Source organism: Acetobacterium wieringae, from assembly GCF_001766835.1.
In the GTDB taxonomy this organism is placed as follows: Bacteria; Bacillota; Clostridia; order Eubacteriales; family Eubacteriaceae; genus Acetobacterium; species Acetobacterium wieringae.
This window is the reverse complement of sequence record NZ_LKEU01000014.1, coordinates 14,528-35,377: the sequence shown is the minus strand read 5'-3', so window position 1 is coordinate 35,377 and position 20,850 is coordinate 14,528. Positions and strand designations below refer to the sequence as shown.

The following is a 20,850-nucleotide window of genomic DNA, read 5'->3' as shown; positions in this document are numbered from 1 at the left end:
CCCTCCTTATTTCTTTTTGCTTACGAGACGTTTCGGACCTTTTCGAGTTCTGGCATTCGTTTTTGTCTTTTGCCCTCTAACAGGAAGTCCTCGACGATGACGTAATCCTCTATAAGATCCAATTTCGATCAGTCGTTTGATGTTTAAGTTGACTTCTCTACGAAGGTCACCTTCAACGGTGTATTTGTCTATCGTATTTCGCAGATCATTTACTTCAGTTTCAGTAAGATCTTTAACTCTGGTATCTGGATTAATATTTAAAGCTTTTAAGATTTCCAGCGATGTTGAATGTCCAATACCGTAAATATAAGTTAATCCAATTTCTACCCGCTTATCTCGGGGTAAATCGACTCCGGCAATTCTTGCCATAGGGTGTGTACCTCCTAATTATTTTCTAAATGCTGGTAAATTAATCAAGTTAGTGACGTAACGAAATTAAAACCCAGGGTGTTTTATATCATGAACATGACTAAAATTGCCGCGGCCATGTTCTTTTTTTCTGGACTCGACGGTTTAACCTTGTTTTTGTTTGTGTTTTGGATTTTCACAAATTACCATAACACGACCATTTCTCTTAATAATTTTGCATTTTTCACAAATCGGTTTAACTGATGGTCTAACTTTCATTTGTATGCCTCCTTTATGATTTCCCTTTTCCACGCCATACGATACGCCCGCGGGTCAAATCATATGGGGATAATTCAACAACTACTTTATCTCCGGGTAAAATTCTGATGTAATTCATACGAAGTTTTCCCGAAATATGCGCAGTTATCTGATGTCCATTTTCCAATTCTACTAAGAAAATAGTATTTGGTAATGACTCAATCACTGAGCCTTCTACCTCGATAACATCTTTTTTGGCCATTGATCAAACCTCCTCACGATTCTCATCCCCAATACCATCAGGCATGTGATAGGACTCGAGTATTTTTCTAATCTCAGCGTTAGTTACATTTTTTCCATTTAATATTTTATCACGAATATCTGTGGCTATGTGATTCGTCTTCGCCAAGTGTTTGACCTTCTTTTTTTTTGGATTACTCACTTTTCGAAGCTTTCCATTTGATAACATGGCGAACTGTTCGTCCACCACTTCAATAACCACCATATACTGACCTTTATCCCGGCCAGCTTTTGAACGAACCACCTGTCCAACTTTATATTCATTCATCCAAACACCAACTTATAGTACTGTCAGCAGTTCGGGATCACCGGTTCCGGTAATCAGAACGGTGTGCTCGTAATGTGAAGAAAGCTTGCCGTCAGTGGTTACCACCGTCCATCCATCTTTTAACGTAACAACGTCATAAGTTCCGGCATTGACCATTGGTTCAATGGCTAATGTCATTCCTTGTCGTAGCCGCGGTCCTCGACCTTTGGGTCCAAAGTTAGGAATTGGTGGATCTTCGTGCATTTGTTTTCCAACACCATGACCGACATAGTCCCGGACAACTGAAAAACCGTTGTCCTCAACATATTTTTGAATCGCATTCGAAATGTCCGACAAGCGATAGCCATCCCTGGCATAGGCAATGCCCTTATAAAAGGACTCCCGGGTGACTCGAATCAGCTTTTTTGCTTCATCGGAAATCGTCCCGACGCCATGCGTCACCGCCGCATCACCAACGTAACCCTTAAATGTAGCTCCGATGTCAATACTGATGATGTCACCATCCTGCAAACGTCGTTTCTCAGGAATCCCATGGACAACCACTTCATTAATTGAAGCACAAATTGAGTTTGGGAATCCACCATAGCCTTTGAATGTTGGAACTGCTCCGGCATCACGAATATACTTTTCAACTGCATGGTCCAGTTCTTGTGTTGTTACCCCAGGCTTGATCATTGTTTCTACTAAGGCGTGGGCGCCTGCCACAATCTTTCCGGCATGGCGCATTAGATCAATTTCCTTTTGGGATTTTATGGTTATCATCTTTAATTAACTCCACTTAGGATTTTTTCGATATTATCAAAAACGTCCTTCATATGTTGCAATCCATTAATATTAATGATCTTTTGTTTGTCTTCATAAAACTCGATTAATGGTTCTGTCTGATCTTGATATACTTCAATTCGTTTCTTTACGGTTTCGACTTTGTCATCTTCCCGTTGGTATAAGGGTGTTCCGTCTAAATCACAGACACCTTCGACCTTGGGTTTGCTGTACTTGATATGATAGGTTGCATGACATGTCGGACAGATCCGACGGCCTGAAACCCGTTCAATCAAAATATCAAAGGGCACATCAAGATTAATTGCAAAATCCAACTCGCAATCACGCTTGGCATTGATTCGACATAAAGCTTCCGCCTGATGAACCGTTCGTGGAAATCCATCCAGCAAATAGCCATAGCCAGCCGCCAATACATCTTCATGTGTCAACCGATCTTCAACCATATCAACAACTAAGTCATCCGGAACCAAAAGACCTTGTGCCATATACTCTTTAGCTTTTTTTCCGAGCGGCGTATCTTTGCTCATATTTTCTCGAAAGAGATCGCCGGTAGAAATATGCGGGATACCATAAGTTTCACAAATTCGTTTTGCCTGTGTCCCTTTGCCAGCTCCCGGAGGTCCTAATAATACAATTCTCATTTTTCACTTAACTCCAGTTCATTTTAAGATTTTAAAAATCCCTGATGGTGTCTCATCATCATTTCTGCTTCAATCTGCTTAACCGTTTCAAGGGCTACCCCAACTACAATCAGCAAACTTGTTCCGCCGAATTGAAGATTGACACCCATAAAATTACCTACAAAAATAGGAATAACAGCAATGATCGCTAAAAAGACGCCACCAAATAATGTTAATCGGTTCATAATTCTCGACAAGTATTCTACGGTTGGTTTTCCCGGTCTGATCCCAGGAATATAACCACCTTGTTTCTTGATATTTTCTGCGATATCAAACGGATTAAATGTTACAGCTGTATAAAAATAGGTAAACGCAATTATTAGTGTGATATAAATAATATTAGTGAGCCAGGATCCCCAGGCAAAATAGGTTGAAATAAAGTTTGCAAAAGCCGATGTCGGAAAAAAGCTGGCAAGTGTCGCTGGGAATAACGTTAAAGAACTGGCAAAGATTACCGGAATAACGCCTGCCATATTCACACGCATGGGAATATGGGTAGTTTGTCCGCCGTACATTTTTCGGCCAACGACCCGTTTTGCATACTGAACCGGGATACGTCGTTGCCCTTCCTGAACTGCCACCACACCAAAGATAACCACCACAATGAAAACCAGAAAAACAATCAGGGTGATGATATTTAAGGTTCCAATCGTCAGATATTGATACATTTGGCCGATTGCAGATGGAATACGGGAAATGATACTGATAAAGATAATCAAAGAGATACCGTTGCCGATACCATTTTCAGTGATTTGCTCGCCCAGATACATTAAAAACGCAGTCCCTGCTGTAATACATAATACAACCGTAAAGACGGTAAATGGTGTTTTTTCAATTAGCAAGTCTCCGAAGGATAAGCTCATTCCCAGTGCCTGAATCAGCGCCAGAATAATGGTAAGGTAACGCGTATACTGAGCCAGTTTTTTTCTTCCTTCTTCGCCTTCTTTTTGTAGTGCTTCCAAAGCTGGAATTGCAAATGCCAGAAGGTTCATGATAATTGAAGCATTAATATACGGGGTGATACTCATGGCAAAAATCGTAAAGTTGCCAAAGTTACCACCGGATATAATATCAAACAGACCAAAAATTCCACTATCGTTGACGAGTTGACTAAGCTGTTCGGTATCGATGAAGGGAACCGGTATGAAGGATCCCAAACGATATATAAACAGCATCGCTAACGTAAATATTATTTTTCGTCGTAGATCTGGAATTTTCCAAGCATCCTTCAAGGTAGAGACCATACTAGATCACCTCTACCTTTCCTCCTCCAGCGAGAATTTTCTCCTCAGCTGATTTGCTGATTTTATGTGCTTTGATGGTGAATGCCTTTTCAACTTCTCCGTTTCCAAGGATCTTCAAGCCATCATTTAATTTACGGACAAATCCGTATTCCATCAATAGTTCCGGAGTAATCACTGTGTTTGCATCAAATGCATTCAGCTCACCCACATTAACAATTGCATATGTTTTTTTGAATCGTGCGTTAGAAAATCCGCGTTTTGGTAAACGTCTTGCCAGCGGCATCTGTCCACCTTCAAAACCTGGTCGTACGCCACCGCCGGAACGTGATTTTTGTCCATCCTGTCCACGACCAGCAGTTTTTCCAAGACCAGAACCTGTACCTCGTCCTTTTCGCTTGGGTGCCTTTTTTGAACCTGGGGCTGGACTTAAAGTATGTAACTTCATCTCGACACCTCCTATACTTCTTTTACTTCGAGCATGAAATCTGTTCGATGAATCATGCCACGAATCTGAGGGGTATCATTATGTGTTACAGTTTGACCAATTTTCTTGAGGCCTAAAGCTTCAATGGTAGCCCGTTGTTTGGGGTTACGACCAATCAAACTTTTCTTTAGTGTAATTTCTAATTGCTTAGCCATAATGATTCCTCCTAATCTAAAATTTCTTCAGGTTTCTTACCACGTTTTGCTGCTACTTCTTCAACAGTAGTCAGTTCTGCAAGGCCTGCCATTGTAGCATTAACCATGTTACGGGCATTATTAGATCCTAAAGATTTAGTACGAATATCTCTGATTCCAGCGAGTTCCAGTACTGCACGGACGGGTCCGCCAGCAATAACGCCAGTACCTTTTCCAGCAGGTTTCAATAATACATGACCTGCACCAGCTTCACCGTTGACTAAGTGAGGAATAGTTGTTCCAACCATTGGCACTTTGATCAATGATTTTTTTGCTGCGTCGATACCTTTACGAATTGCATCTGGAATTTCCATCGCTTTTCCTTTACCGACGCCAACATGACCGTTTTCGTCTCCAACAATCACAAGACAGCTGAATCTGAAGTTACGACCACCTTTTACAACCTTGGTTACACGGTTGATGGCAACGACTTTTTCCTTCAAATCTAATGTACTTGGATCGATTTTTTTGTTTTGCATCAAATGACCTCCTTTACTTAGAATTTCAGGCCGGCTTCACGAGCGCCGTCAGCCAATTCTTTTACTCTACCATGATATACATAACCACCTCGATCAAATACCACTGCTTCAATGCCTTTTTCAAGTGCACGTTTGGCAATAGCCTGACCGACGGCTTTAGCTGCTGCTTTATCTCCACCTTTTGATAACTGACCTTTAAGTTCAGAGTCATTGGAAGAAGCAGAAACCAAGGTGATACCTTTGGTATCATCTATAATTTGAGCATAAATGTTTTTATTACTTCGAAATACGTTTAAACGTGGTCTCATTTCAGTTCCAGAAACCTTGTTTCGGACCCGATAGTGACGAGCAATACGTATTTTATTTTTAATGGGTTTCTTAATCATCGAGTTTTACTCCCTTCATCATCTTTGACGGGTTGGCAGGTTATTTACCTGTTTTACCTTCTTTACGTCTTATTACTTCGTCAGAATATCGTACGCCATGACCTTTGTAAGGTTCTGGTGGGCGTTTCGCTCGAATATTGGCGGCATGTGCACCAACGGCTTCTTTGCTAATGCCTTTAATTACGACTTTAGTATTGGTTTCTGGAACAGCTTCTACACCTTCAGGATCTTCCATCTCAACGGGATGTGAATAACCTAAATTCATAACCAGCTTATTTCCTTTTTTCTCTGCTCTATACCCAACTCCACTGATTTCCAGGGTTCGTGTAAAGCCAGTGCTGACACCAGTAACCATGTTTTGAATTAAAGCCCGGGTTAAACCGTGAAGCGATTTATGCAGCTTACTTTCAGATGGTCGGGTGACAACAATTTCGCTATCTTGGACATCGATGATGACATCAGGATGAAACGTTCTAACGAGTTGTCCTAATGGACCTTTGACCGTCAACGTTTGACCGTCTTTTTTTATGTCGACTCCTGGGAGGATTGCAACAGGTGCTTTTCCTACTCTTGACATCTTTTTACCTCCTGTCTTAATTTGTTACCAAACGTAACATATCACTTCGCCGCCAACGCCGGCTTTTCTTGCTTTTTTATCTGTCATTACGCCTTTAGATGTAGAAACGATGGCAATGCCTAAACCGTTTAATACCTTTGGCACTTCGTCTTTTCCGGCATATACTCTTAAACCAGGTTTTGAGATTCTCTTGATGCCTGCAACGACACGACTTTTGTTTTCTCCATATTTGAGAGTAATTTTAATGACACCTTGCTTTTCATCAGCAATGTAATCAACTTTATTAATATAACCTTCTTCTAAAAGAATCTGAGCAATTGCTTTTTTCTCTTTTGAAGCAGGCATCTCAACTGTTTTATGACCTGCATCATTTGCATTTCTGATGCGTGTTAACATATCCGCAATAGGATCAGTCATAACCATACTCGGTACCTCCTTTTCTTTGCTGGTATTTTTTACCAGCTTGCTTTTCTTACGCCAGGGATTTCGCCTTTATATGCTAATTCTCGGAAACATATACGACAAATGCCAAATTTCTGTAATACAGAATGTGGTCGACCACAAATTCGGCAGCGTGTATACGCCTGAGTTGAATATTTTGCTTTGCGTTGTTGCTTTTCCTTCATCGCTTTTTTTGCCACTGTACCGTCCTCCTTATGCTCTACTGAATGAAATGCCAAGCAGTCTTAACAGTTCGTGAGCTTCTTCATCTGTTTTTGCCGTTGTGACAAACATGATATCCATGCCGCGAACCTGTTCTACCTTGTCATAATCAATTTCAGGAAAAATGAGTTGATCTTTGATACCAAAAGCATAATTACCACGTCCATCAAAGGATTTATTGGATAACCCTCTGAAGTCACGTACTCGAGGAAGGGCAACGTTGAATAACTTATCAGCAAATTCATACATACGATCACTTCGCAGAGTTACTTTCGCTCCAATGTTCATGCCTTCTCGGACTTTAAAGTTAGCTACTGATTTTTTTGCCTTAGTGATCACTGGTTTTTGGCCAGCAATAATTCCAAGGTCGATCACGGCGGCTTCTAAAGCTTTGGAATTGTCTTTGCAATCTCCCAAACCCATGTTGATCACAACTTTTTCGAGTTTAGGAACTTCCATGATGTTTTTATATTGAAATTTTTCCATCAATGCTGGAATTACTTCGGTTAGATATTTATCTTTTAATCTGGGCATATTGGTCCTCCTTCCCGAAATTAATTATTAAATGTTTCATTACATTTTTTACAAAATCTGACTTTTTTTCCGTCACCTAGAACTTTATGACCGGTTCTAACGCCTTTATCACACTTTGCACAGTAAATTAATACATTGGAAGCCTGAATTGGCCCTTCCTGACGGATTATTCCACCCTGTTGCATTTGCTGTGTTGGTTTCTGGTGTTTAGTAACCATATTCACATTTTCCACAAGGACTTTTCCATCTTTAGGATAAGATTGAATCACTTTTCCCTTTTTTCCTTTGTCCTTACCGGAAATTACCATTACGATATCATCTTTTTTTACATGCATCTTTCATTTCCTCCTTAAAGTACTTCAGGAGCCAAAGATACGATTTTCATGTATTTCTTGTCCCGTAATTCTCGTGCGACAGGTCCAAAAATACGTGTACCTTTTGGGTTTTTATCATCTTTTATTAGAACCGCTGCATTCTGGTCAAATTTGATGTAACTGCCATCGTCTCTTCTGATTCCGCTCTTTGTTCGTACGACAACGGCTTTTACAACGTCGCCCTTTTTAACATCGCCACCGGGTGCAGCACTTTTAACAGCACACACGATAATGTCCCCGATATTTGCATATCGACGACCGGAACCACCAAGAACTCGGATGCACAGTAATTCCTTTGCACCGGTATTATCTGCTACTTTCAGTCTCGTTTCTTGTTGAATCATCCGAAATACCTCCTTCCGCACATTGACTTATAGTGCTTTTTCTACGATTTCTACTAATCTCCAGCGTTTGTCTTTGCTGAGTGGTCTTGTTTCCATTATTTTAACGGTATCACCGATATTACATTCGTTTTGTTCGTCATGGGCTTTGAACTTTACAGTGTGCTTAACTCGTTTTGTGTAAAGTGGATGTTTTACAAAACTTTCAACAGCTACAACAATGGTTTTATCCATTTTATCGCTGGTAACCTTACCGATTCGAGTTTTTCTGTAACCTCTTTCTTCCATAAGCTAAACCTCCTTATCTATTGGTTTATTATGCTTCATCTGACTTCATGACACGTTCTTGGATAATTGTTTTGATCCGTGCATAAGTCTTCTTAACTTCTTTAATCCGCATGGGGTTTTCCAACTGGCCAGTCGCATGTTGAAATCTGAGGTTGAATAATTCTTCCTTCAGATCACCCAATTTTGCTTCAAGTTCGATCGTTGTTAATTCTCTTAATTCACTTGGTTTCATGCTTCATCACCCACTTCTTGTGCTTCCTGATCTTTACGAGTGATAAATTTCGTTTTGATTGGTAATTTATGTTGCGCAAGACGCATGGCTTCCCGAGCTACTTCCTCAGAAATTCCGGCAATCTCAAACATTACTCTACCTGGTTTTACCACTGCAACCCAATACTCAGGAGATCCTTTACCGGAACCCATTCGAGTTTCTGCTGGTTTTTGTGTCACAGGTTTATCTGGGAATATTTTAATCCAAACCTGGCCACCTCTTTTAATATATCTGGTCATGGCAATACGGGCAGCTTCGATCTGATTAGCAGTAATCCATGCTGGCTCCAATGCTTGAATAGCGAAATCTCCGTAAGTGATTTTGTTACCACGAAGCGCTTTTCCTTTCATACGACCTCTATGTTGTTTTCTACGTTTTACACGTTTAGGCATTAACATATGCGTTGGCCTCCTCTCTTAGTTTTCTGTCCTGTTAGTAGGAGCTTTTCGGCGGGGTGCGCTTTTTTTAGCTTTTGCGTCGTCTTCAGCTGTGACGGCTAAAATATCTTCACGTCCAGTTAAAATTTCGCCTTTATTGACCCAAACTTTTACACCTAATTTACCATAGGTGGTATCAGCTTCAGCAAAGCCATAGCTAATATCAGCTCGGAGGGTTTGAAGGGGAACCTGACCCTGGGCATAATGTTCGTTTCGTGCCATTTCAGCACCGTTTAAACGGCCTGCAACAGCAGTTTTAATACCCTTAGCGCCAGCTCTCATGGTTCGTTGCATGGTTTGCTTCATTGCCCGTCGGAAAGAAATTCGTCGTTCCAGCTGAGCAGCAATGTTTTCGGCCACTAATTGAGCGTCCATATCAACATTTTTAACTTCAACGATGTTGATAAAAACGGTTTTCTTGGTCATTTTTTCAAGTTCAAGACGCAACGCATCGATACCTGCACCACCACGACCAATGATCATGCCTGGCTTTGCTGTATAGATATGAATCTTTACCTTGTTACCAAAACGTTCGATGACAATTTTAGAAATGCCCGCCTGGTATTGATTTACTTTTATATATTTACGAATATCATAGTCTTCAATTAAACAATCTGCAAAATCCTTGTTGTTCGCAAACCATTTTGCATTCCAGTCCTTAATAACGCCAACTCTTAATCCGTGAGGATTGACTTTTTGACCCATCTATGCCCTCCTTACTCTTTTTCTTTTAATACGGCTGTAATATGAGACGATCTTTTTCGAATGATTGTTGCACGTCCCTGTGCACCCGCTCTGAATCGTTTTAGTGTTGGACCCTGATTTGCATAAATCTGATCGATATATAAGTTTTCAGGATTCATGTTAAAATTATTTTCAGCATTTGCCAAAGCAGATTTTACAACTTTGTCAATTATTTTCGCTGCTTTATTTGGTGTTAATGCTAGAATACTTAATGCTTCTCCAATGCTTTTGCCTCGAATTAAATCAGCCACTAACTTAGCCTTTCTGGATGAAACACGTACATATTTAGCTGTCGCTCTTGCTTCCATTCGTATACCTCCTTCTGGCTATCTTAATTTAGATTTCTTTTCTCCAGCATGACCTCTAAAGGTTCTGGTCGGTGCAAACTCTCCAAGTTTGTGCCCTACCATATCTTCGGTAACATAAACTGGAACATGTTTTCTGCCATCATGTACGGCGATGGTGTGTCCTACCATTTGTGGGAAAAGTGTGGAGCTTCTTGACCAGGTCTTCAGCACGTTCTTTTCACCTTTTTCGTTCATTGCTTCGATACGTTTAAGTAACTTTTCGTCAACATAAGGTCCTTTTTTAAGTGATCTACCCATTATTCAACCTCCTCTCGGTTCGTTATCTTATATGGTTGAGTGCTTATTTTTTGTTTCGGGCTCTTACGATATATTTATCGGAAGGCTTGTTTTTCTTACGTGTTTTATAACCAAGTGCTGGTTTACCCCATGGTGTAACTGGGCCAGAACGTCCAATCGGGGCACGTCCTTCACCACCACCGTGTGGATGGTCATTGGGATTCATTACCGAACCACGAACGGTTGGGCGGATCCCCATGTGTCGGGTACGACCCGCTTTACCAATCCGGACATTCTGATGATCCAGATTTCCAACTTGACCAATGGTAGCTCGACATTCAATTCGAACCAGTCGCATTTCGCCTGAAGGCAATCGCAATGTTGCGTAGTTTCCTTCTTTCGCCATCAGCTGAGCGCTGGCACCGGCAGAACGCACCATTTGAGCGCCTTTTCCAGTTTTTAACTCAACACAGTGAACCGTTGTACCAACGGGAATGTTTTTGAGTGGCAGACAGTTACCAATGGTAATATCTGATTCCGGTCCAGAGAAAATAACATCTCCAACCTTTAACTTAAGTGGCGCAATAATATAACGTTTTTCACCATCTGCATAGTGAACCAGTGCTATATTTGAACTTCTGTTTGGATCATATTCAATTCCGGCAATTTTTCCGGGAATATTGTCTTTATTTCGTTTGAAGTCAATAATTCTGTATTTTCGTTTCGCTCCACCACCATGATGTCTAACAGTAATGCGTCCATATGCATTACGACCAGCATGTTTTTTAAGTGGCTTCAATAAGGATTTCTCAGGCTCGTGCTTGGTAATTTCCTCGAATGTATTGACACTCATATTTCTACGTCCTGGGGACGTTGGTTTATACTTTCTAATACCCATTAATCGCTACCTCCTTTTTTTGTATGCTTCTCGGGTTGTAGTCTCGTTTGTTTGCTTATACGCCTTCGAAGAATTGGATACCCTTACTTCCGGGTGTCAATTTCACGATTGCTTTTTTCCAATCTGATCTTCGACCAACGAAACGTCCGGTTCTTTTCAGTTTTCCCTTCATGTTCATGGTGCTTACTTTTTCAACTTGCACACCAAATATGACTTCTACTGCATTCTTGATTTCAATTTTATTCGCTCTTTTATCCACTTTAAATGTGAATTTTTTTTCTTCGGCATCGGCCATACTACGTTCGGTAATAATTGGCTTGATAATAATATCGCGAGGATTTTTCATTATGCGTATACCTCCTCAATTTTTTGTAATGCTTCCTGAGTCATGATCAACACGTCATATTTCAACATATCATATACGTTTAATTCACTGACTGTCGTTGTTGCAACTTTAGGAATATTGTTTGCGGAGCGGATAATCGCTTCGTTGTTTTCCGGCAGTACAATCAAGGCTTTTTGAGCGTTGATATTGTTCAGCACCGCTACCATTTCTTTGGTTTTTGGAGCATCCATCACCAATTGATTCAGAACCCGCAGTTCGTTGTCCTGAGCCTTTGCCGAGAAAACAGATTTCATTGCTAAAGCTTTAACTTTCTTGTTAACCTTTTTGCTGTAATCTCTTGATTTTGGTGCAAAGATCACACCGCCACCCTTCCACAATGGAGATCGGATGGTACCGGCTCGAGCCCGGCCTGTTCCTTTTTGTCTCCAGGGTTTTCGACCACCGCCACGGACTTCTGATCGAGTCAAGGCGGAACGTGTTCCCTGTCGTCTATTTGCAAGCAGTGCGACCACTACTTCATGTACTACATGTTCGTTGGGTTCGATTCCGAAGATTCCTTCGCTTAATTCGACATCACCAACAACATTTCCTTTTACATCTAAAACGTCAATTTTAGGCATTTGATTTCCTCCTTTCAGGCTTGATTTTTTTATGCTTTAACACTGCTTTTAATTGTAATAAGTGCTCCTCTAATGCCTGGTACCGCACCCTTGATTAAGAGCACATTGTTTTCAGCATCGACTTTAACAACTTCCAAATTAACTGCAGTTACATTTTTGTTCCCCATCTGGCCTGGAAGCTTCTTGCCTTTGAATACTCGTGAAGGCGAAGAAGATGCTCCCATGGAACCTGGGCTACGGTGATACTTAGAACCATGGGCCATTGGTCCCCGGGATTGGTTATGTCGTTTAATAACCCCCTGGAATCCCTTACCTTTTGAAGTCCCTGAAATATCCACACGTTCGCCAGCTTCAAACACATCAGCCTGAATTAATTGACCGGTTTCATAACTTGCATAATCGTCAAGTTTGAATTCCCGGATTACTTTTTTATACTCGATACTGTTTTTGTCATAGTGACCTTTTAGCGGTTTTGTCATGCGTCGTTCTTTCACTTCGCCAAATGCTAATTGCACTGCTTCATATCCGTCAGTTTCGATGGTTTTCTTTTGAAGCACAACGCAGGGCCCTGCTTCAACTACTGTTACTGGAATTACTGTTCCATTTTCTGTGAAAATCTGGGTCATTCCAATTTTTCGTCCGATAATCGCTTTTTTCATCATTTCCTCCTAAATATCATTGGATTGCTTTGCAATCATAATACCAATTGGGGCTTATAGTTTGATTTCTATATCAACGCCTGCTGGTAAGTTCAATCGCATTAATGCGTCTACGGTTTTTGGTGTTGGGTTTAAAATGTCAATCAACCGTTTGTGAGTACGCATTTCAAATTGCTCTCTGGAATCCTTATACTTGTGTACTGCTCGCAGAATTGTAATGATTTCTTTGTCTGTTGGCAGTGGCACCGGGCCAGAAACGCTCGCACCTGTTCTCTTTGCTGTTTCCACAATTCGTTCAGCGGATTGATCCAACAGTTTGTGATCAAACGCTTTTAATCTGATTCTAATTTTTTGTTTTGCCATACCTAAATTTTACCTCCTTATCAATTTTTACTCGTCATTTAGGTACTCCAACCACTCGTCAACCCATCCGGGTGTTTCATCATTATTTTTTTAGCAAAATGACGGATCATTTTGCAAAAATCAGATGATTTAAGTGGTTGTCGTCCGATTCTAAGATCGTGACATACTCCATGGGAAAAACCTGCCTAAGGCGACAGCAACCTCTCACTTCATCGCAGAGTGTCAACCTTTCACATTATACAAGAAAAAAACGCCTTTGGCAAGCGTTTTTTCATATTTTACAAGATTTTTCAATTATTTTTCGTTTGCTCCAAAATCGTCTCCGGCGCCGTGTCAAAAAAATAAATCCCTGTCCCCTGAAGTCCCAAATGAGCAGCCAACACACATCCGATCGGGACTGGTTCAATATGTTTAACACCCATTAAACGAAGCGCTGCATCGTACTCCTCCACCGGCTTCATCGAGCCATTAAATGCAATGCCAACGTGTTGATCCAGATAACCAGCAATGTTTTCAGCCGTTTTATCAATAATTGTCTTTTGCGCTTTCTTAGGCCCCCGGGATTTGCCAATGATCTTCAATTCCCCTTCTTCCACTGAAACGATCGGATGAATTTTCAGGAACCCCCCAACGACAGCCGTACCCTTGGATACCCGCCCGCCCATATAAAGCCAGTTAAGATCTTCAATGCTAAAATAGAAATGCGCATGCGGAATCATTTTTTTTGCCGCATCTGCCAGATAGTCCAGATCTTTGCCCTGGTCGATCAATTTCAACAACTCCACCGCAATCAGGCCAATGCTTCCGCCACTGTGGAGACTGTCAACAATTTGACAGTTGAAAGCGGGATATTTTTCCTTCACTTCTTTTAGAATAAGACGCGACGTCTCATAACTCCCCGATAGTTTAGAGGTAAAAGCCAGATACAGACATTCCACATTATTCTTAGCACAATCTTCAAAGTATTCCAGGAAGTCCCCCGGATTCACCTGGGATGTGGTTGGCACGATTCCCCGGGCCATAAATTTGTTCATGCCATCCAAATCAATTTCCCGTTTATCCCGATAAGCCACGCCTTCAATAATTACATTTAACGAAACCATATCCAAGTTGGGATGATTTACAAAATCTTTTGGCAGATCGCACATACTGTCCACTAAGAGTCTTATCATTTTTCACTTCTTTCCAATTGCTGCCAGCAATTTTCAACTTATCGATGCTACTTATTGCTATTAATTTATTATTTTGTTTAAGTCATTATTTTATCACTAACTTATAATTTTAACAATATCCAAATAAAAAAACCGCCCTGAAAAGGACGGTTGAATTTTTATATAGATTATTTTTTATATGGGTTACTGATTTTTCAAGAATCATATCCAAACGGACATTTCTTTAAAAATCTGTATTTGCTCTGTTTTTAGGCTATTAGTCTTCCAGCATTTTGGCAACAACACCAGAACCAACAGTACGGCCACCTTCACGAATCGCAAAACGTAAACCTTCTTCGATCGCAATTGGAGTGATCAGAGTGATTTCCATTTGTACGTTATCGCCAGGCATTACCATTTCAACGCCTTCTGGTAATTTGATGATACCAGTAACGTCGGTTGTTCTGAAGTAGAACTGTGGACGGTAGCCATCGAAGAATGGGGTATGACGTCCACCTTCTTCTTTGGTTAAGACATAGACTTCTGACATGTAGTGGGTATGTGGTTTGATGGAGCCTGGTTTAGCCAGTACCTGACCACGTTCGATCTGAGTACGGTCAACACCACGCAGTAATGCACCAACGTTGTCGCCAGAACGACCTTCGTCCAGTAATTTACGGAACATTTCGATTCCGGTTACAACGGTTTTTCGGCTGTCGTGGATACCAACGATTTCGACTTCTTCACCAACTTTAACAACCCCACGTTCGATACGTCCGGTTGCAACAGTTCCTCGACCAGTGATTGAGAAAACATCTTCCACTGGCATCAGGAATGGTTTGTCGGTATCACGTTCTGGATCTGGAATCCAGTTGTCAACAGCAGTCATCAGTTCAACAATTTTGTCGCCCCATTCGCCGTCTGGATCTTCTAAGGCACGTAATGCCGATCCGGGAATGATTGGGGTATCATCACCTGGGAATTCGTATTCGTCAAGCAGTTCGCGAACTTCCATTTCAACTAATTCCAGTAATTCTTCGTCATCGACCATATCAACTTTGTTTAAGAAAACAACGATATAAGGCACGCCTACCTGACGGCTTAACAGGATATGTTCACGGGTCTGTGGCATTGGACCATCAGCCGCACTAACAACCAGGATGGCACCATCCATTTGGGCAGCACCAGTGATCATGTTCTTAACATAATCGGCATGGCCTGGGCAGTCAACGTGGGCGTAATGACGGTTCGCTGTTTCATATTCAACGTGAGCGGTGGAAATAGTGATTCCACGTTCTCTTTCTTCTGGGGCTTTATCGATGTTTTCGAATGCTACGGCTTCACCGGTTCCAAAACGTTTGTTTAATACAGATGTGATGGCCGCTGTTAATGTCGTTTTACCGTGGTCAACGTGACCAATTGTTCCAACATTTACGTGGGGCTTATTTCTTTCAAATTTTGACTTTGCCATTTGTATTCTCCTTATAAATCTAAATATTATCGTTTAACCACTATGTCAAATTTAATTTATGATATAAAAATGGAGCCCTCATCCGGATTTGAACCGGAGACCCCCACCTTACCATGGTGGTGCTCTACCTACTGAGCTATGAGGGCTTATAATAAAGTGGTGGGAGAAGATGGATTCGAACCATCGTAGACGTCGTCAACGGATTTACAGTCCGCCCCCTTTAGCCACTCGGGCATTCTCCCACGTGCTTATTAATTCAGCTTCTCTATAATAGTTTGTTTTGCCATTTTTGTCAACTGTTTTTTAAATCTTTTTACCGATTTTTTTTCGAATGCGCTGCAAGGCATTGTCCACCGATTTATTTCCACACGCTAATATTCTGGAAATCTCATAATAGGAGGCCCCCTGGATATAAAGTGCCAGAACTTTTTTCTCAAAGCTGGACAATTCCCGTTTAACATCAATCATCAGCTGTTCCAATTCTTCTTCTTTAATTAATTTTACTCCCGGCTCCACACTTTTTTTAGCTGCCAATCGGTCAAAAATCGTATTTCCAGGGTCTTCTTCCGAAACAGCCGCATAAATTGATACCGAATTGTTAAGTGGCATATGTTTCTGACGATTCGCCGAGCTGATCGCTGTTTGAATTTGGCGTTCGATACAAAGATTGGCAAAAGTTGCAAATTGTGTCTCCCGATCAGGGCGAAAGTCCCATATAGCCTTTAGTAACCCAATCATCCCTTCCTGAATCAAATCCTCATGATCCCCGCCAACCAGATAATAAGAACGGGCTCGGATCAGGACATTTTTTCGATATTTTTCCAGAAGATACTCCTCTGCCTCTTTGTCCCCCTGCTGGGCACGCCTGACGATTTCCGATTCCGCTAGTTTATCATTGCTTAGCTTAACCATCTTTTCCTCACATTATTCTTTAACACGCATTTTGTTAAATTGATCCAGGGTTTCTTCATCCAAAAAATCACTGAGCTTAAGACCCTGTTTCGGGACGCTTTTTCTCTTATCATCCCGAAAATTCTTCAACGACGCTTCCATATCCTGGATCAACTCCCGCACTGGAACCCGCTCGGCGCCGTTGGCCATGACCATTTGCTGAAGGGTAAAATCTGACGTTACCACCCGAACGTTATAAGCTTTCGGGAGGCTATAGACAAGCTTTTCAATATAGCTGTCGGCGGTTTTATTCTTTTCGGTAAACACTACTTTGATCCGGCCATGGACTTCTTCCCGTTTTTCCAATGATTGTTGCTGATAGGCATCGAAAACAAGGATGGTTTCCCATCCTTTAAATCCGCTGTAGCCATTTAAATCATCGATCAACTTTAGCCTGGCTTCTTCCAACTGAATTTCTGAAAGACGTTTTAAATCATCTGAACCATGAATGACATTATAACCATCCACAATTAATATGGTTTTCATTGAAATCGCTGTTTGGCAGCCTCTGCAAAAATGATCGCTGCTGCTGCTGATGCATTAAAGGATTCAATCTCGCCATGTACGGGAATCGATACTGAAAAATCGCATTGCTTTTTGATCTTCTCGCTGATTCCACTCCCCTCGTTACCAATAACAATGGCCAATGACCCCTTGTAATCGGCTTTATAATAGGGATTCCCTTTCATATCCGTCGACATGATCCAGAACCCTTTTTTCTTAAGGTCATCAATTGTCTGACTTAAATTTGTCACCTTAACAATCGGGGTATGGGATACTGCTCCAGATGAAGCCTTTACCGAAACCGCTGTTAGCGAAGCCGAGCGGCGATTGGGAATGATGACGCCGTCAGCCCCACAAATATTGGCACTCCGTATTATCGCCCCCAAGTTATGGGGATCCGTCAGATGATCGAGAATAACGATAAAGGGGTCTCGACCCTTGCTTTTGGCATGATTTAAGATATCCTGAAGATTACTATAGGGAAATGGCGCCATCAACGCCACAATCCCCTGATGTACCTGACCATCAGCCAGATACTCCAGTCTGGCTTTTTCGACCGAATGAATAATGATATTCTGTTTTTTCGCTGCATCGGTAATCTTTTTAAGAACATGATCGGTGTTGTCTTTTAAAATCAATAATTTATCGATCTCCTGACCGGAACGAAGTGCTTCCATCACCGGATTTTTCCCGACAACAATAAAGGTTTCTGCGGTTACGCCATCATCGTCCCGGTTATGTCCATCAAACTTACGTGCTGGTCGCCGGTCATCAAAACGACGGGGCCCACGCTCCTCTTTTGGCCCTCTGCTGTCAAATTTCCGTGGTTTTTTATCGTCCTTTTCCCCACGTTCTTCAAACTTGCGGGGCCGTTTATCCCCATTTGCCGCCTGGTCATTTCTTTTCCCTCGGGGCTTGTCACTGGTCTTGCTGCTATTTGAGCGACTATTTGATACTCGTTTCATCTTTTCACCTATTCTTTTATTTTAATTCAATTTATTTCTCGATAAACCGATTCTTGCATTATTTCGTTTATTTATCGGCTTGTGTGTTTATTTCAGTTTCTGCATTCATATTTTGGGCTTCATCGACAGAGTTTCGTTTTCGTGGCGGCAGTGGTCCATAATACTGATAATAGTAGGTCTTAATGTCGCCATTATAAAGCTTGCGATTCTTGGTTGCCACTTCGCCAAAATATTTCTCAAACTTTTCATAACCGGTAATAATAAAATAAGACCAACTATCCAGACTGTGAAAGACCTTACCCATATCCCGATAGAGGCGTTGAATTTCTTTTTCTTCGCCGATTCGCTCACCATAGGGCGGATTGGTGATAATGACCCCATATTTTTTCTTGGTGGATACCGACTGAACCGGCAGTTTTTGAAAAGCGACCAAATCTGAAACGCCAGCCAATTCTGCATTCGTCCGGGCTTGTTTTAGCGCATTGGCATCACAATCGGATCCCAGCAACAAAAATTCTTTGTCATTGATGGCATCCCGGGCTTCCTGACGAGCCTGTTCCCACAATTCCGGCGGAATGGCGTCCCAGGTTTCAGAGACAAAATCCCGTTTCAGCCCCGGGGCAATATTTTTACCGATCAGCGCCGCTTCAATGACAATCGTTCCGGATCCACAAAGAGGATCGAGAAAAACTCGATCTGGTCGCCACCGGGATAGATAAACCAGCGCCGCAGAAATGGTTTCTTTTAGCGGCGCCTCATTGCCATATTGGCGGTACCCCCGCTTATTAAGACCAGAGCCACTGGTATCGATGGAAAGGGTGACTTCATCTTTAAGAATTTGAATATGAATCGGATACTTTCCGCCATTCTCATCAAACCAATCGACCTGATATTTAGATCTTAAGCGTTCCACCACGGCTTTTTTGACAATTCGCTGTCCGTCCGATTTACTAAACAGCGTTGATTTAACACTGGTAATTTTAGCCGCCGGAAATTCGCCGTCAACCGGGATCCAGTTTTCCCAGGGCAATGCCTTTGTTTTCTCAAACAGTTCATCAAAGGTTTCGGCCTTAAAACGGCCAATCTCCAACAGCACCCGATCAGCACAACGGAGCCAGAGATTTGACCGGGGAATCGCTTCCAGAGGCCCGGAATAACGGATTTTTCCGTTTTCCACTTCAGTTACCTCGTAGCCCAGTTTTTTTATTTCGTCCTTTACCACACTTTCGATTCCAAAAGCCACTGTGGCAATTAAGTTTATCTTTTTCGACATTCATTTTTCCTTTATCATTATTTTTGATCTTGTCGTTAACTCTCAATAGTACATTATAACACAAAAATTCGAGATATTCTTAAATAACTATATTTAAATAAAAATGAAACCCCAAACACCGTTACACTCATCGCAACCGGTGCCTGGGGCAGTAAAAATCAGTTCTTCTTCTAAAAATTCTTTATCGCTTCATCCCGACCAAAAACCACAAAGCCTTCGTATTGTCCATTATCCCAGGCGGCAATCTGTTTACCAAATTTTTTCTTCATGGCCACCAGATTGACCTGATACCCTTTGATCCGCCAGCGATCGCCTTCACCAATAACTTCTGCCATGTTGCTGCTCTGTGGATCGTAGAACAGGATGATTGCCGAATCAACTTGCCGGGCATCTTTCTGCTCTTCCATAAGAATCGTAATGATTCGCTCAAAGCCAATCGAGAAACCCACTGCCGGTACTGAAACTTTATTGTATTTGCCAATCATGTTGTCATAACGGCCACCACCGGCAATGGAATAACCATAAGGGCCATAGCTGACTTCAAAGATCAGACCAGTGTAATAACCCATTCCCCGGATCAGCGAAAAGTCAAAAACAACATCAAATTGTTCTTTAGCAAGGATTTTGACGGTGTTAATCACCTCGTTTAATTGGCCAACAGCAACAGCATCTTCCACCCACCGTTCCAAATTGTCCAGACTAATGCCGGTCACACAGGCCATCAGCTTGTCGACTTTTTCCTGGTCATGTCCCTTTTCCAACAATTCGCCGGTTACTCCAGCGACTCCAATTTTATCCATTTTATCGAGTGCAATACAGACTGTTCCGACCTGATCTGCGGCAAAGCCAGCATTGATAATGACTTCACTTAAGAGCTGACGATGATTCACTTTTATCGTGAAACCGGCAAACCCCATTGCCAGCAGCGCTTTGGCCGTGGTATCCATTAGCTCAATCTCTGCCGAAACGGTAGGATCGCCAATAATATCGATATCACATTGTTTAAAGGCCCGAAACCGGCCTTTTTGAGGTCGCTCCGCCCGAAAGACATTACCGATCTGTATTGCCTTAAACGGCGTTTCGAGCACTTCCTGATTGTTTGAATAAAAACGGCTCAGGGGCAAAGTTAGATCAAAGCGCAGACCCATATCACAAAGATCTGTTACACTGGCTTCCTGACTTAAATCCAGCTTTTCGCCACGCTTTAAGATGGTAAACAGCATTTTTAAGTTCTCGCCACCATCACTGCCCAGCAGCAATTCGAGATTTTCCATCACCGGGGTTTCAATCCGGCTGAAGCCATGAGAACGGTAGACTGCCAATATCTGTTGCTCCAACCGATCCCGAATTTTCATTTCCTCGGGCAAAATATCCCGGGTACCTCTCACAGGTTTTGAACTGATCATCTGGTC

General features: G+C 41.8%; 35 protein-coding genes and 2 tRNA genes. All 37 read right to left on the bottom strand.

The annotated features are described in order from the left end of the window. Positions 1 to 6 precede the first annotated feature (6 nt). The gene (gene rpsM / locus ACWI_RS03000) at positions 7 to 369 is read right to left on the bottom strand and encodes a 30S ribosomal protein S13 (RefSeq protein ID WP_070369951.1); all 363 of its coding nucleotides are present in this window, start codon (positions 367 to 369) and stop codon (positions 7 to 9) included. Positions 370 to 513: 144 nt separating this feature from the next. Then, positions 514 to 627, bottom strand: a complete 114-nt coding sequence (gene rpmJ, locus ACWI_RS02995) for a 50S ribosomal protein L36 (protein ID WP_013382261.1) — start codon at positions 625 to 627, stop codon at positions 514 to 516. A 13-nt stretch (positions 628 to 640) separates the two neighbouring features. Next, entirely contained in the window at positions 641 to 868 is a 228-nt protein-coding gene (infA, locus tag ACWI_RS02990) for a translation initiation factor IF-1 (protein WP_070369950.1), read from the bottom strand. A 3-nt stretch (positions 869 to 871) separates the two neighbouring features. After that, positions 872 to 1,174, bottom strand: a complete 303-nt coding sequence (locus tag ACWI_RS02985) for a KOW domain-containing RNA-binding protein (RefSeq protein ID WP_070369949.1) — start codon at positions 1,172 to 1,174, stop codon at positions 872 to 874. Positions 1,175 to 1,186: 12 nt separating this feature from the next. After that, on the bottom strand, positions 1,187 to 1,936 hold the full coding sequence (gene map, locus ACWI_RS02980; RefSeq protein WP_070369948.1) for a type I methionyl aminopeptidase: 750 nt from the start codon (positions 1,934 to 1,936) through the stop codon (positions 1,187 to 1,189). 2 nt (positions 1,937 to 1,938) lie between these two features. Beyond that, complete coding sequence (locus ACWI_RS02975; protein ID WP_070369947.1) at positions 1,939 to 2,598, bottom strand: adenylate kinase; 660 nt, start codon at positions 2,596 to 2,598, stop codon at positions 1,939 to 1,941. A 23-nt stretch (positions 2,599 to 2,621) separates the two neighbouring features. Continuing rightward, a complete protein-coding gene (gene secY, locus ACWI_RS02970) occupies positions 2,622 to 3,881 on the bottom strand; it encodes a preprotein translocase subunit SecY (protein ID WP_070369946.1) in 1,260 nt (419 codons plus the stop codon). 1 nt (position 3,882) lies between these two features. Continuing rightward, on the bottom strand, positions 3,883 to 4,326 hold the full coding sequence (gene rplO / locus ACWI_RS02965) for a 50S ribosomal protein L15 (protein WP_070369945.1): 444 nt from the start codon (positions 4,324 to 4,326) through the stop codon (positions 3,883 to 3,885). An 11-nt stretch (positions 4,327 to 4,337) separates the two neighbouring features. After that, positions 4,338 to 4,520, bottom strand: a complete 183-nt coding sequence (gene rpmD / locus ACWI_RS02960) for a 50S ribosomal protein L30 (protein ID WP_070369944.1) — start codon at positions 4,518 to 4,520, stop codon at positions 4,338 to 4,340. A gap of 11 nt (positions 4,521 to 4,531) precedes the next feature. Next, entirely contained in the window at positions 4,532 to 5,038 is a 507-nt protein-coding gene (rpsE, locus tag ACWI_RS02955) for a 30S ribosomal protein S5 (protein ID WP_070369943.1), read from the bottom strand. 17 nt (positions 5,039 to 5,055) lie between these two features. Next, positions 5,056 to 5,424 (bottom strand): 50S ribosomal protein L18, encoded by a 369-nt coding sequence (gene rplR, locus ACWI_RS02950; RefSeq protein ID WP_070369942.1) that lies wholly within the window; start codon positions 5,422 to 5,424, stop codon positions 5,056 to 5,058. Between the two features lie 40 nt (positions 5,425 to 5,464). Then, positions 5,465 to 6,001: a 50S ribosomal protein L6 gene (rplF, locus tag ACWI_RS02945; RefSeq protein WP_070369941.1), complete on the bottom strand. Its 537-nt coding sequence runs from the start codon at positions 5,999 to 6,001 to the stop codon at positions 5,465 to 5,467. 24 nt (positions 6,002 to 6,025) lie between these two features. Continuing rightward, positions 6,026 to 6,424 (bottom strand): 30S ribosomal protein S8, encoded by a 399-nt coding sequence (rpsH, locus tag ACWI_RS02940; protein ID WP_070369940.1) that lies wholly within the window; start codon positions 6,422 to 6,424, stop codon positions 6,026 to 6,028. A 32-nt stretch (positions 6,425 to 6,456) separates the two neighbouring features. After that, a complete protein-coding gene (locus ACWI_RS18375) occupies positions 6,457 to 6,642 on the bottom strand; it encodes a type Z 30S ribosomal protein S14 (protein WP_084504860.1) in 186 nt (61 codons plus the stop codon). Between the two features lie 13 nt (positions 6,643 to 6,655). Continuing rightward, entirely contained in the window at positions 6,656 to 7,198 is a 543-nt protein-coding gene (rplE, locus tag ACWI_RS02935) for a 50S ribosomal protein L5 (RefSeq protein WP_070369939.1), read from the bottom strand. A 20-nt stretch (positions 7,199 to 7,218) separates the two neighbouring features. Continuing rightward, positions 7,219 to 7,533, bottom strand: a complete 315-nt coding sequence (rplX, locus tag ACWI_RS02930; protein WP_070369938.1) for a 50S ribosomal protein L24 — start codon at positions 7,531 to 7,533, stop codon at positions 7,219 to 7,221. Between the two features lie 14 nt (positions 7,534 to 7,547). After that, positions 7,548 to 7,916: a 50S ribosomal protein L14 gene (gene rplN / locus ACWI_RS02925; RefSeq protein ID WP_026393627.1), complete on the bottom strand. Its 369-nt coding sequence runs from the start codon at positions 7,914 to 7,916 to the stop codon at positions 7,548 to 7,550. A gap of 27 nt (positions 7,917 to 7,943) precedes the next feature. Beyond that, positions 7,944 to 8,201, bottom strand: a complete 258-nt coding sequence (gene rpsQ / locus ACWI_RS02920) for a 30S ribosomal protein S17 (RefSeq protein WP_070369937.1) — start codon at positions 8,199 to 8,201, stop codon at positions 7,944 to 7,946. A gap of 28 nt (positions 8,202 to 8,229) precedes the next feature. Further along, entirely contained in the window at positions 8,230 to 8,433 is a 204-nt protein-coding gene (gene rpmC / locus ACWI_RS02915; protein ID WP_070369936.1) for a 50S ribosomal protein L29, read from the bottom strand. Then, a complete protein-coding gene (rplP, locus tag ACWI_RS02910) occupies positions 8,430 to 8,870 on the bottom strand; it encodes a 50S ribosomal protein L16 (protein ID WP_026393630.1) in 441 nt (146 codons plus the stop codon). Before rplP ends, rpmC begins: the two co-directional genes overlap by 4 nt. Before the next feature lie 18 nt (positions 8,871 to 8,888). Next, positions 8,889 to 9,614, bottom strand: a complete 726-nt coding sequence (gene rpsC / locus ACWI_RS02905; RefSeq protein WP_070369935.1) for a 30S ribosomal protein S3 — start codon at positions 9,612 to 9,614, stop codon at positions 8,889 to 8,891. An 11-nt stretch (positions 9,615 to 9,625) separates the two neighbouring features. Next, complete coding sequence (gene rplV / locus ACWI_RS02900; RefSeq protein ID WP_041669084.1) at positions 9,626 to 9,961, bottom strand: 50S ribosomal protein L22; 336 nt, start codon at positions 9,959 to 9,961, stop codon at positions 9,626 to 9,628. Between the two features lie 18 nt (positions 9,962 to 9,979). Then, positions 9,980 to 10,258 (bottom strand): 30S ribosomal protein S19, encoded by a 279-nt coding sequence (gene rpsS, locus ACWI_RS02895; RefSeq protein ID WP_070369934.1) that lies wholly within the window; start codon positions 10,256 to 10,258, stop codon positions 9,980 to 9,982. Between the two features lie 43 nt (positions 10,259 to 10,301). Then, positions 10,302 to 11,135 carry a 50S ribosomal protein L2 gene (gene rplB, locus ACWI_RS02890; RefSeq protein ID WP_070369933.1) on the bottom strand — a complete coding sequence of 278 codons (834 nt, stop codon included), beginning with the start codon at positions 11,133 to 11,135 and terminating at the stop codon, positions 10,302 to 10,304. A 55-nt stretch (positions 11,136 to 11,190) separates the two neighbouring features. Beyond that, complete coding sequence (gene rplW / locus ACWI_RS02885) at positions 11,191 to 11,481, bottom strand: 50S ribosomal protein L23 (protein WP_026393635.1); 291 nt, start codon at positions 11,479 to 11,481, stop codon at positions 11,191 to 11,193. Continuing rightward, positions 11,481 to 12,101 (bottom strand): 50S ribosomal protein L4, encoded by a 621-nt coding sequence (rplD, locus tag ACWI_RS02880; RefSeq protein ID WP_070369932.1) that lies wholly within the window; start codon positions 12,099 to 12,101, stop codon positions 11,481 to 11,483. Before rplD ends, rplW begins: the two co-directional genes overlap by 1 nt. Positions 12,102 to 12,130: 29 nt before the next feature. Then, positions 12,131 to 12,760: a 50S ribosomal protein L3 gene (gene rplC / locus ACWI_RS02875; RefSeq protein WP_070369931.1), complete on the bottom strand. Its 630-nt coding sequence runs from the start codon at positions 12,758 to 12,760 to the stop codon at positions 12,131 to 12,133. A gap of 54 nt (positions 12,761 to 12,814) precedes the next feature. Next, positions 12,815 to 13,123 carry a 30S ribosomal protein S10 gene (gene rpsJ, locus ACWI_RS02870; RefSeq protein WP_014357213.1) on the bottom strand — a complete coding sequence of 103 codons (309 nt, stop codon included), beginning with the start codon at positions 13,121 to 13,123 and terminating at the stop codon, positions 12,815 to 12,817. 290 nt (positions 13,124 to 13,413) lie between these two features. Continuing rightward, complete coding sequence (locus ACWI_RS02865; RefSeq protein WP_084633459.1) at positions 13,414 to 14,295, bottom strand: DegV family protein; 882 nt, start codon at positions 14,293 to 14,295, stop codon at positions 13,414 to 13,416. Positions 14,296 to 14,551: 256 nt separating this feature from the next. Further along, positions 14,552 to 15,745 (bottom strand): elongation factor Tu, encoded by a 1,194-nt coding sequence (tuf, locus tag ACWI_RS02860; RefSeq protein WP_070369929.1) that lies wholly within the window; start codon positions 15,743 to 15,745, stop codon positions 14,552 to 14,554. Positions 15,746 to 15,815: 70 nt separating this feature from the next. Then, positions 15,816 to 15,891: transfer RNA gene (locus tag ACWI_RS02855), tRNA-Thr, on the bottom strand. 11 nt (positions 15,892 to 15,902) lie between these two features. Beyond that, positions 15,903 to 15,987: transfer RNA gene (locus tag ACWI_RS02850), tRNA-Tyr, on the bottom strand. A 61-nt stretch (positions 15,988 to 16,048) separates the two neighbouring features. After that, on the bottom strand, positions 16,049 to 16,657 hold the full coding sequence (gene sigH / locus ACWI_RS02845; RefSeq protein ID WP_070369928.1) for an RNA polymerase sporulation sigma factor SigH: 609 nt from the start codon (positions 16,655 to 16,657) through the stop codon (positions 16,049 to 16,051). Positions 16,658 to 16,669: 12 nt separating this feature from the next. Further along, complete coding sequence (locus tag ACWI_RS02840; protein WP_070369927.1) at positions 16,670 to 17,182, bottom strand: NYN domain-containing protein; 513 nt, start codon at positions 17,180 to 17,182, stop codon at positions 16,670 to 16,672. Continuing rightward, entirely contained in the window at positions 17,179 to 18,165 is a 987-nt protein-coding gene (rlmB, locus tag ACWI_RS02835; RefSeq protein ID WP_070369926.1) for a 23S rRNA (guanosine(2251)-2'-O)-methyltransferase RlmB, read from the bottom strand. The genes ACWI_RS02840 and rlmB overlap by 4 nt, the downstream gene beginning before the upstream one ends. A 67-nt stretch (positions 18,166 to 18,232) precedes the next feature. Next, the gene (locus ACWI_RS02830; protein ID WP_070369925.1) at positions 18,233 to 19,438 is read right to left on the bottom strand and encodes a THUMP domain-containing class I SAM-dependent RNA methyltransferase; all 1,206 of its coding nucleotides are present in this window, start codon (positions 19,436 to 19,438) and stop codon (positions 18,233 to 18,235) included. A gap of 170 nt (positions 19,439 to 19,608) precedes the next feature. After that, positions 19,609 to 20,844, bottom strand: coding sequence for a histidine--tRNA ligase (gene hisS / locus ACWI_RS02825; protein WP_070369924.1), 1,236 nt, complete (start codon positions 20,842 to 20,844; stop codon positions 19,609 to 19,611). Positions 20,845 to 20,850: the final 6 nt, after the last annotated feature.

Excerpts from the sequence above, each read along its gene's own strand:
- rpsM (WP_070369951.1), bottom strand. The coding sequence starts at position 369 with ATGGCAAGAATTGCCGGAGTCGATTTACCCCGAGATAAGCGGGTAGAA.
- rpmJ (WP_013382261.1), bottom strand. The coding sequence starts at position 627 with ATGAAAGTTAGACCATCAGTTAAACCGATTTGTGAAAAATGCAAAATT.
- infA (WP_070369950.1), bottom strand. The coding sequence starts at position 868 with ATGGCCAAAAAAGATGTTATCGAGGTAGAAGGCTCAGTGATTGAGTCA.
- ACWI_RS02985 (WP_070369949.1), bottom strand. The coding sequence starts at position 1,174 with ATGAATGAATATAAAGTTGGACAGGTGGTTCGTTCAAAAGCTGGCCGG.
- map (WP_070369948.1), bottom strand. The coding sequence starts at position 1,936 with ATGATAACCATAAAATCCCAAAAGGAAATTGATCTAATGCGCCATGCC.
- ACWI_RS02975 (WP_070369947.1), bottom strand. The coding sequence starts at position 2,598 with ATGAGAATTGTATTATTAGGACCTCCGGGAGCTGGCAAAGGGACACAG.
- secY (WP_070369946.1), bottom strand. The coding sequence starts at position 3,881 with ATGGTCTCTACCTTGAAGGATGCTTGGAAAATTCCAGATCTACGACGA.
- rplO (WP_070369945.1), bottom strand. The coding sequence starts at position 4,326 with ATGAAGTTACATACTTTAAGTCCAGCCCCAGGTTCAAAAAAGGCACCC.
- rpmD (WP_070369944.1), bottom strand. The coding sequence starts at position 4,520 with ATGGCTAAGCAATTAGAAATTACACTAAAGAAAAGTTTGATTGGTCGT.
- rpsE (WP_070369943.1), bottom strand. The coding sequence starts at position 5,038 with ATGCAAAACAAAAAAATCGATCCAAGTACATTAGATTTGAAGGAAAAA.
- rplR (WP_070369942.1), bottom strand. The coding sequence starts at position 5,424 with ATGATTAAGAAACCCATTAAAAATAAAATACGTATTGCTCGTCACTAT.
- rplF (WP_070369941.1), bottom strand. The coding sequence starts at position 6,001 with ATGTCAAGAGTAGGAAAAGCACCTGTTGCAATCCTCCCAGGAGTCGAC.
- rpsH (WP_070369940.1), bottom strand. The coding sequence starts at position 6,424 with ATGGTTATGACTGATCCTATTGCGGATATGTTAACACGCATCAGAAAT.
- rplE (WP_070369939.1), bottom strand. The coding sequence starts at position 7,198 with ATGCCCAGATTAAAAGATAAATATCTAACCGAAGTAATTCCAGCATTG.
- rplX (WP_070369938.1), bottom strand. The coding sequence starts at position 7,533 with ATGCATGTAAAAAAAGATGATATCGTAATGGTAATTTCCGGTAAGGAC.
- rplN (WP_026393627.1), bottom strand. The coding sequence starts at position 7,916 with ATGATTCAACAAGAAACGAGACTGAAAGTAGCAGATAATACCGGTGCA.
- rpsQ (WP_070369937.1), bottom strand. The coding sequence starts at position 8,201 with ATGGAAGAAAGAGGTTACAGAAAAACTCGAATCGGTAAGGTTACCAGC.
- rpmC (WP_070369936.1), bottom strand. The coding sequence starts at position 8,433 with ATGAAACCAAGTGAATTAAGAGAATTAACAACGATCGAACTTGAAGCA.
- rplP (WP_026393630.1), bottom strand. The coding sequence starts at position 8,870 with ATGTTAATGCCTAAACGTGTAAAACGTAGAAAACAACATAGAGGTCGT.
- rpsC (WP_070369935.1), bottom strand. The coding sequence starts at position 9,614 with ATGGGTCAAAAAGTCAATCCTCACGGATTAAGAGTTGGCGTTATTAAG.
- rplV (WP_041669084.1), bottom strand. The coding sequence starts at position 9,961 with ATGGAAGCAAGAGCGACAGCTAAATATGTACGTGTTTCATCCAGAAAG.
- rpsS (WP_070369934.1), bottom strand. The coding sequence starts at position 10,258 with ATGGGTAGATCACTTAAAAAAGGACCTTATGTTGACGAAAAGTTACTT.
- rplB (WP_070369933.1), bottom strand. The coding sequence starts at position 11,135 with ATGGGTATTAGAAAGTATAAACCAACGTCCCCAGGACGTAGAAATATG.
- rplW (WP_026393635.1), bottom strand. The coding sequence starts at position 11,481 with ATGAAAAATCCTCGCGATATTATTATCAAGCCAATTATTACCGAACGT.
- rplD (WP_070369932.1), bottom strand. The coding sequence starts at position 12,101 with ATGCCTAAAATTGACGTTTTAGATGTAAAAGGAAATGTTGTTGGTGAT.
- rplC (WP_070369931.1), bottom strand. The coding sequence starts at position 12,760 with ATGAAAAAAGCGATTATCGGACGAAAAATTGGAATGACCCAGATTTTC.
- rpsJ (WP_014357213.1), bottom strand. The coding sequence starts at position 13,123 with ATGGCAAAACAAAAAATTAGAATCAGATTAAAAGCGTTTGATCACAAA.
- ACWI_RS02865 (WP_084633459.1), bottom strand. The coding sequence starts at position 14,295 with ATGATAAGACTCTTAGTGGACAGTATGTGCGATCTGCCAAAAGATTTT.
- tuf (WP_070369929.1), bottom strand. The coding sequence starts at position 15,745 with ATGGCAAAGTCAAAATTTGAAAGAAATAAGCCCCACGTAAATGTTGGA.
- sigH (WP_070369928.1), bottom strand. The coding sequence starts at position 16,657 with ATGGTTAAGCTAAGCAATGATAAACTAGCGGAATCGGAAATCGTCAGG.
- ACWI_RS02840 (WP_070369927.1), bottom strand. The coding sequence starts at position 17,182 with ATGAAAACCATATTAATTGTGGATGGTTATAATGTCATTCATGGTTCA.
- rlmB (WP_070369926.1), bottom strand. The coding sequence starts at position 18,165 with ATGAAACGAGTATCAAATAGTCGCTCAAATAGCAGCAAGACCAGTGAC.
- ACWI_RS02830 (WP_070369925.1), bottom strand. The coding sequence starts at position 19,438 with ATGTCGAAAAAGATAAACTTAATTGCCACAGTGGCTTTTGGAATCGAA.
- hisS (WP_070369924.1), bottom strand. The coding sequence starts at position 20,844 with ATGATCAGTTCAAAACCTGTGAGAGGTACCCGGGATATTTTGCCCGAG.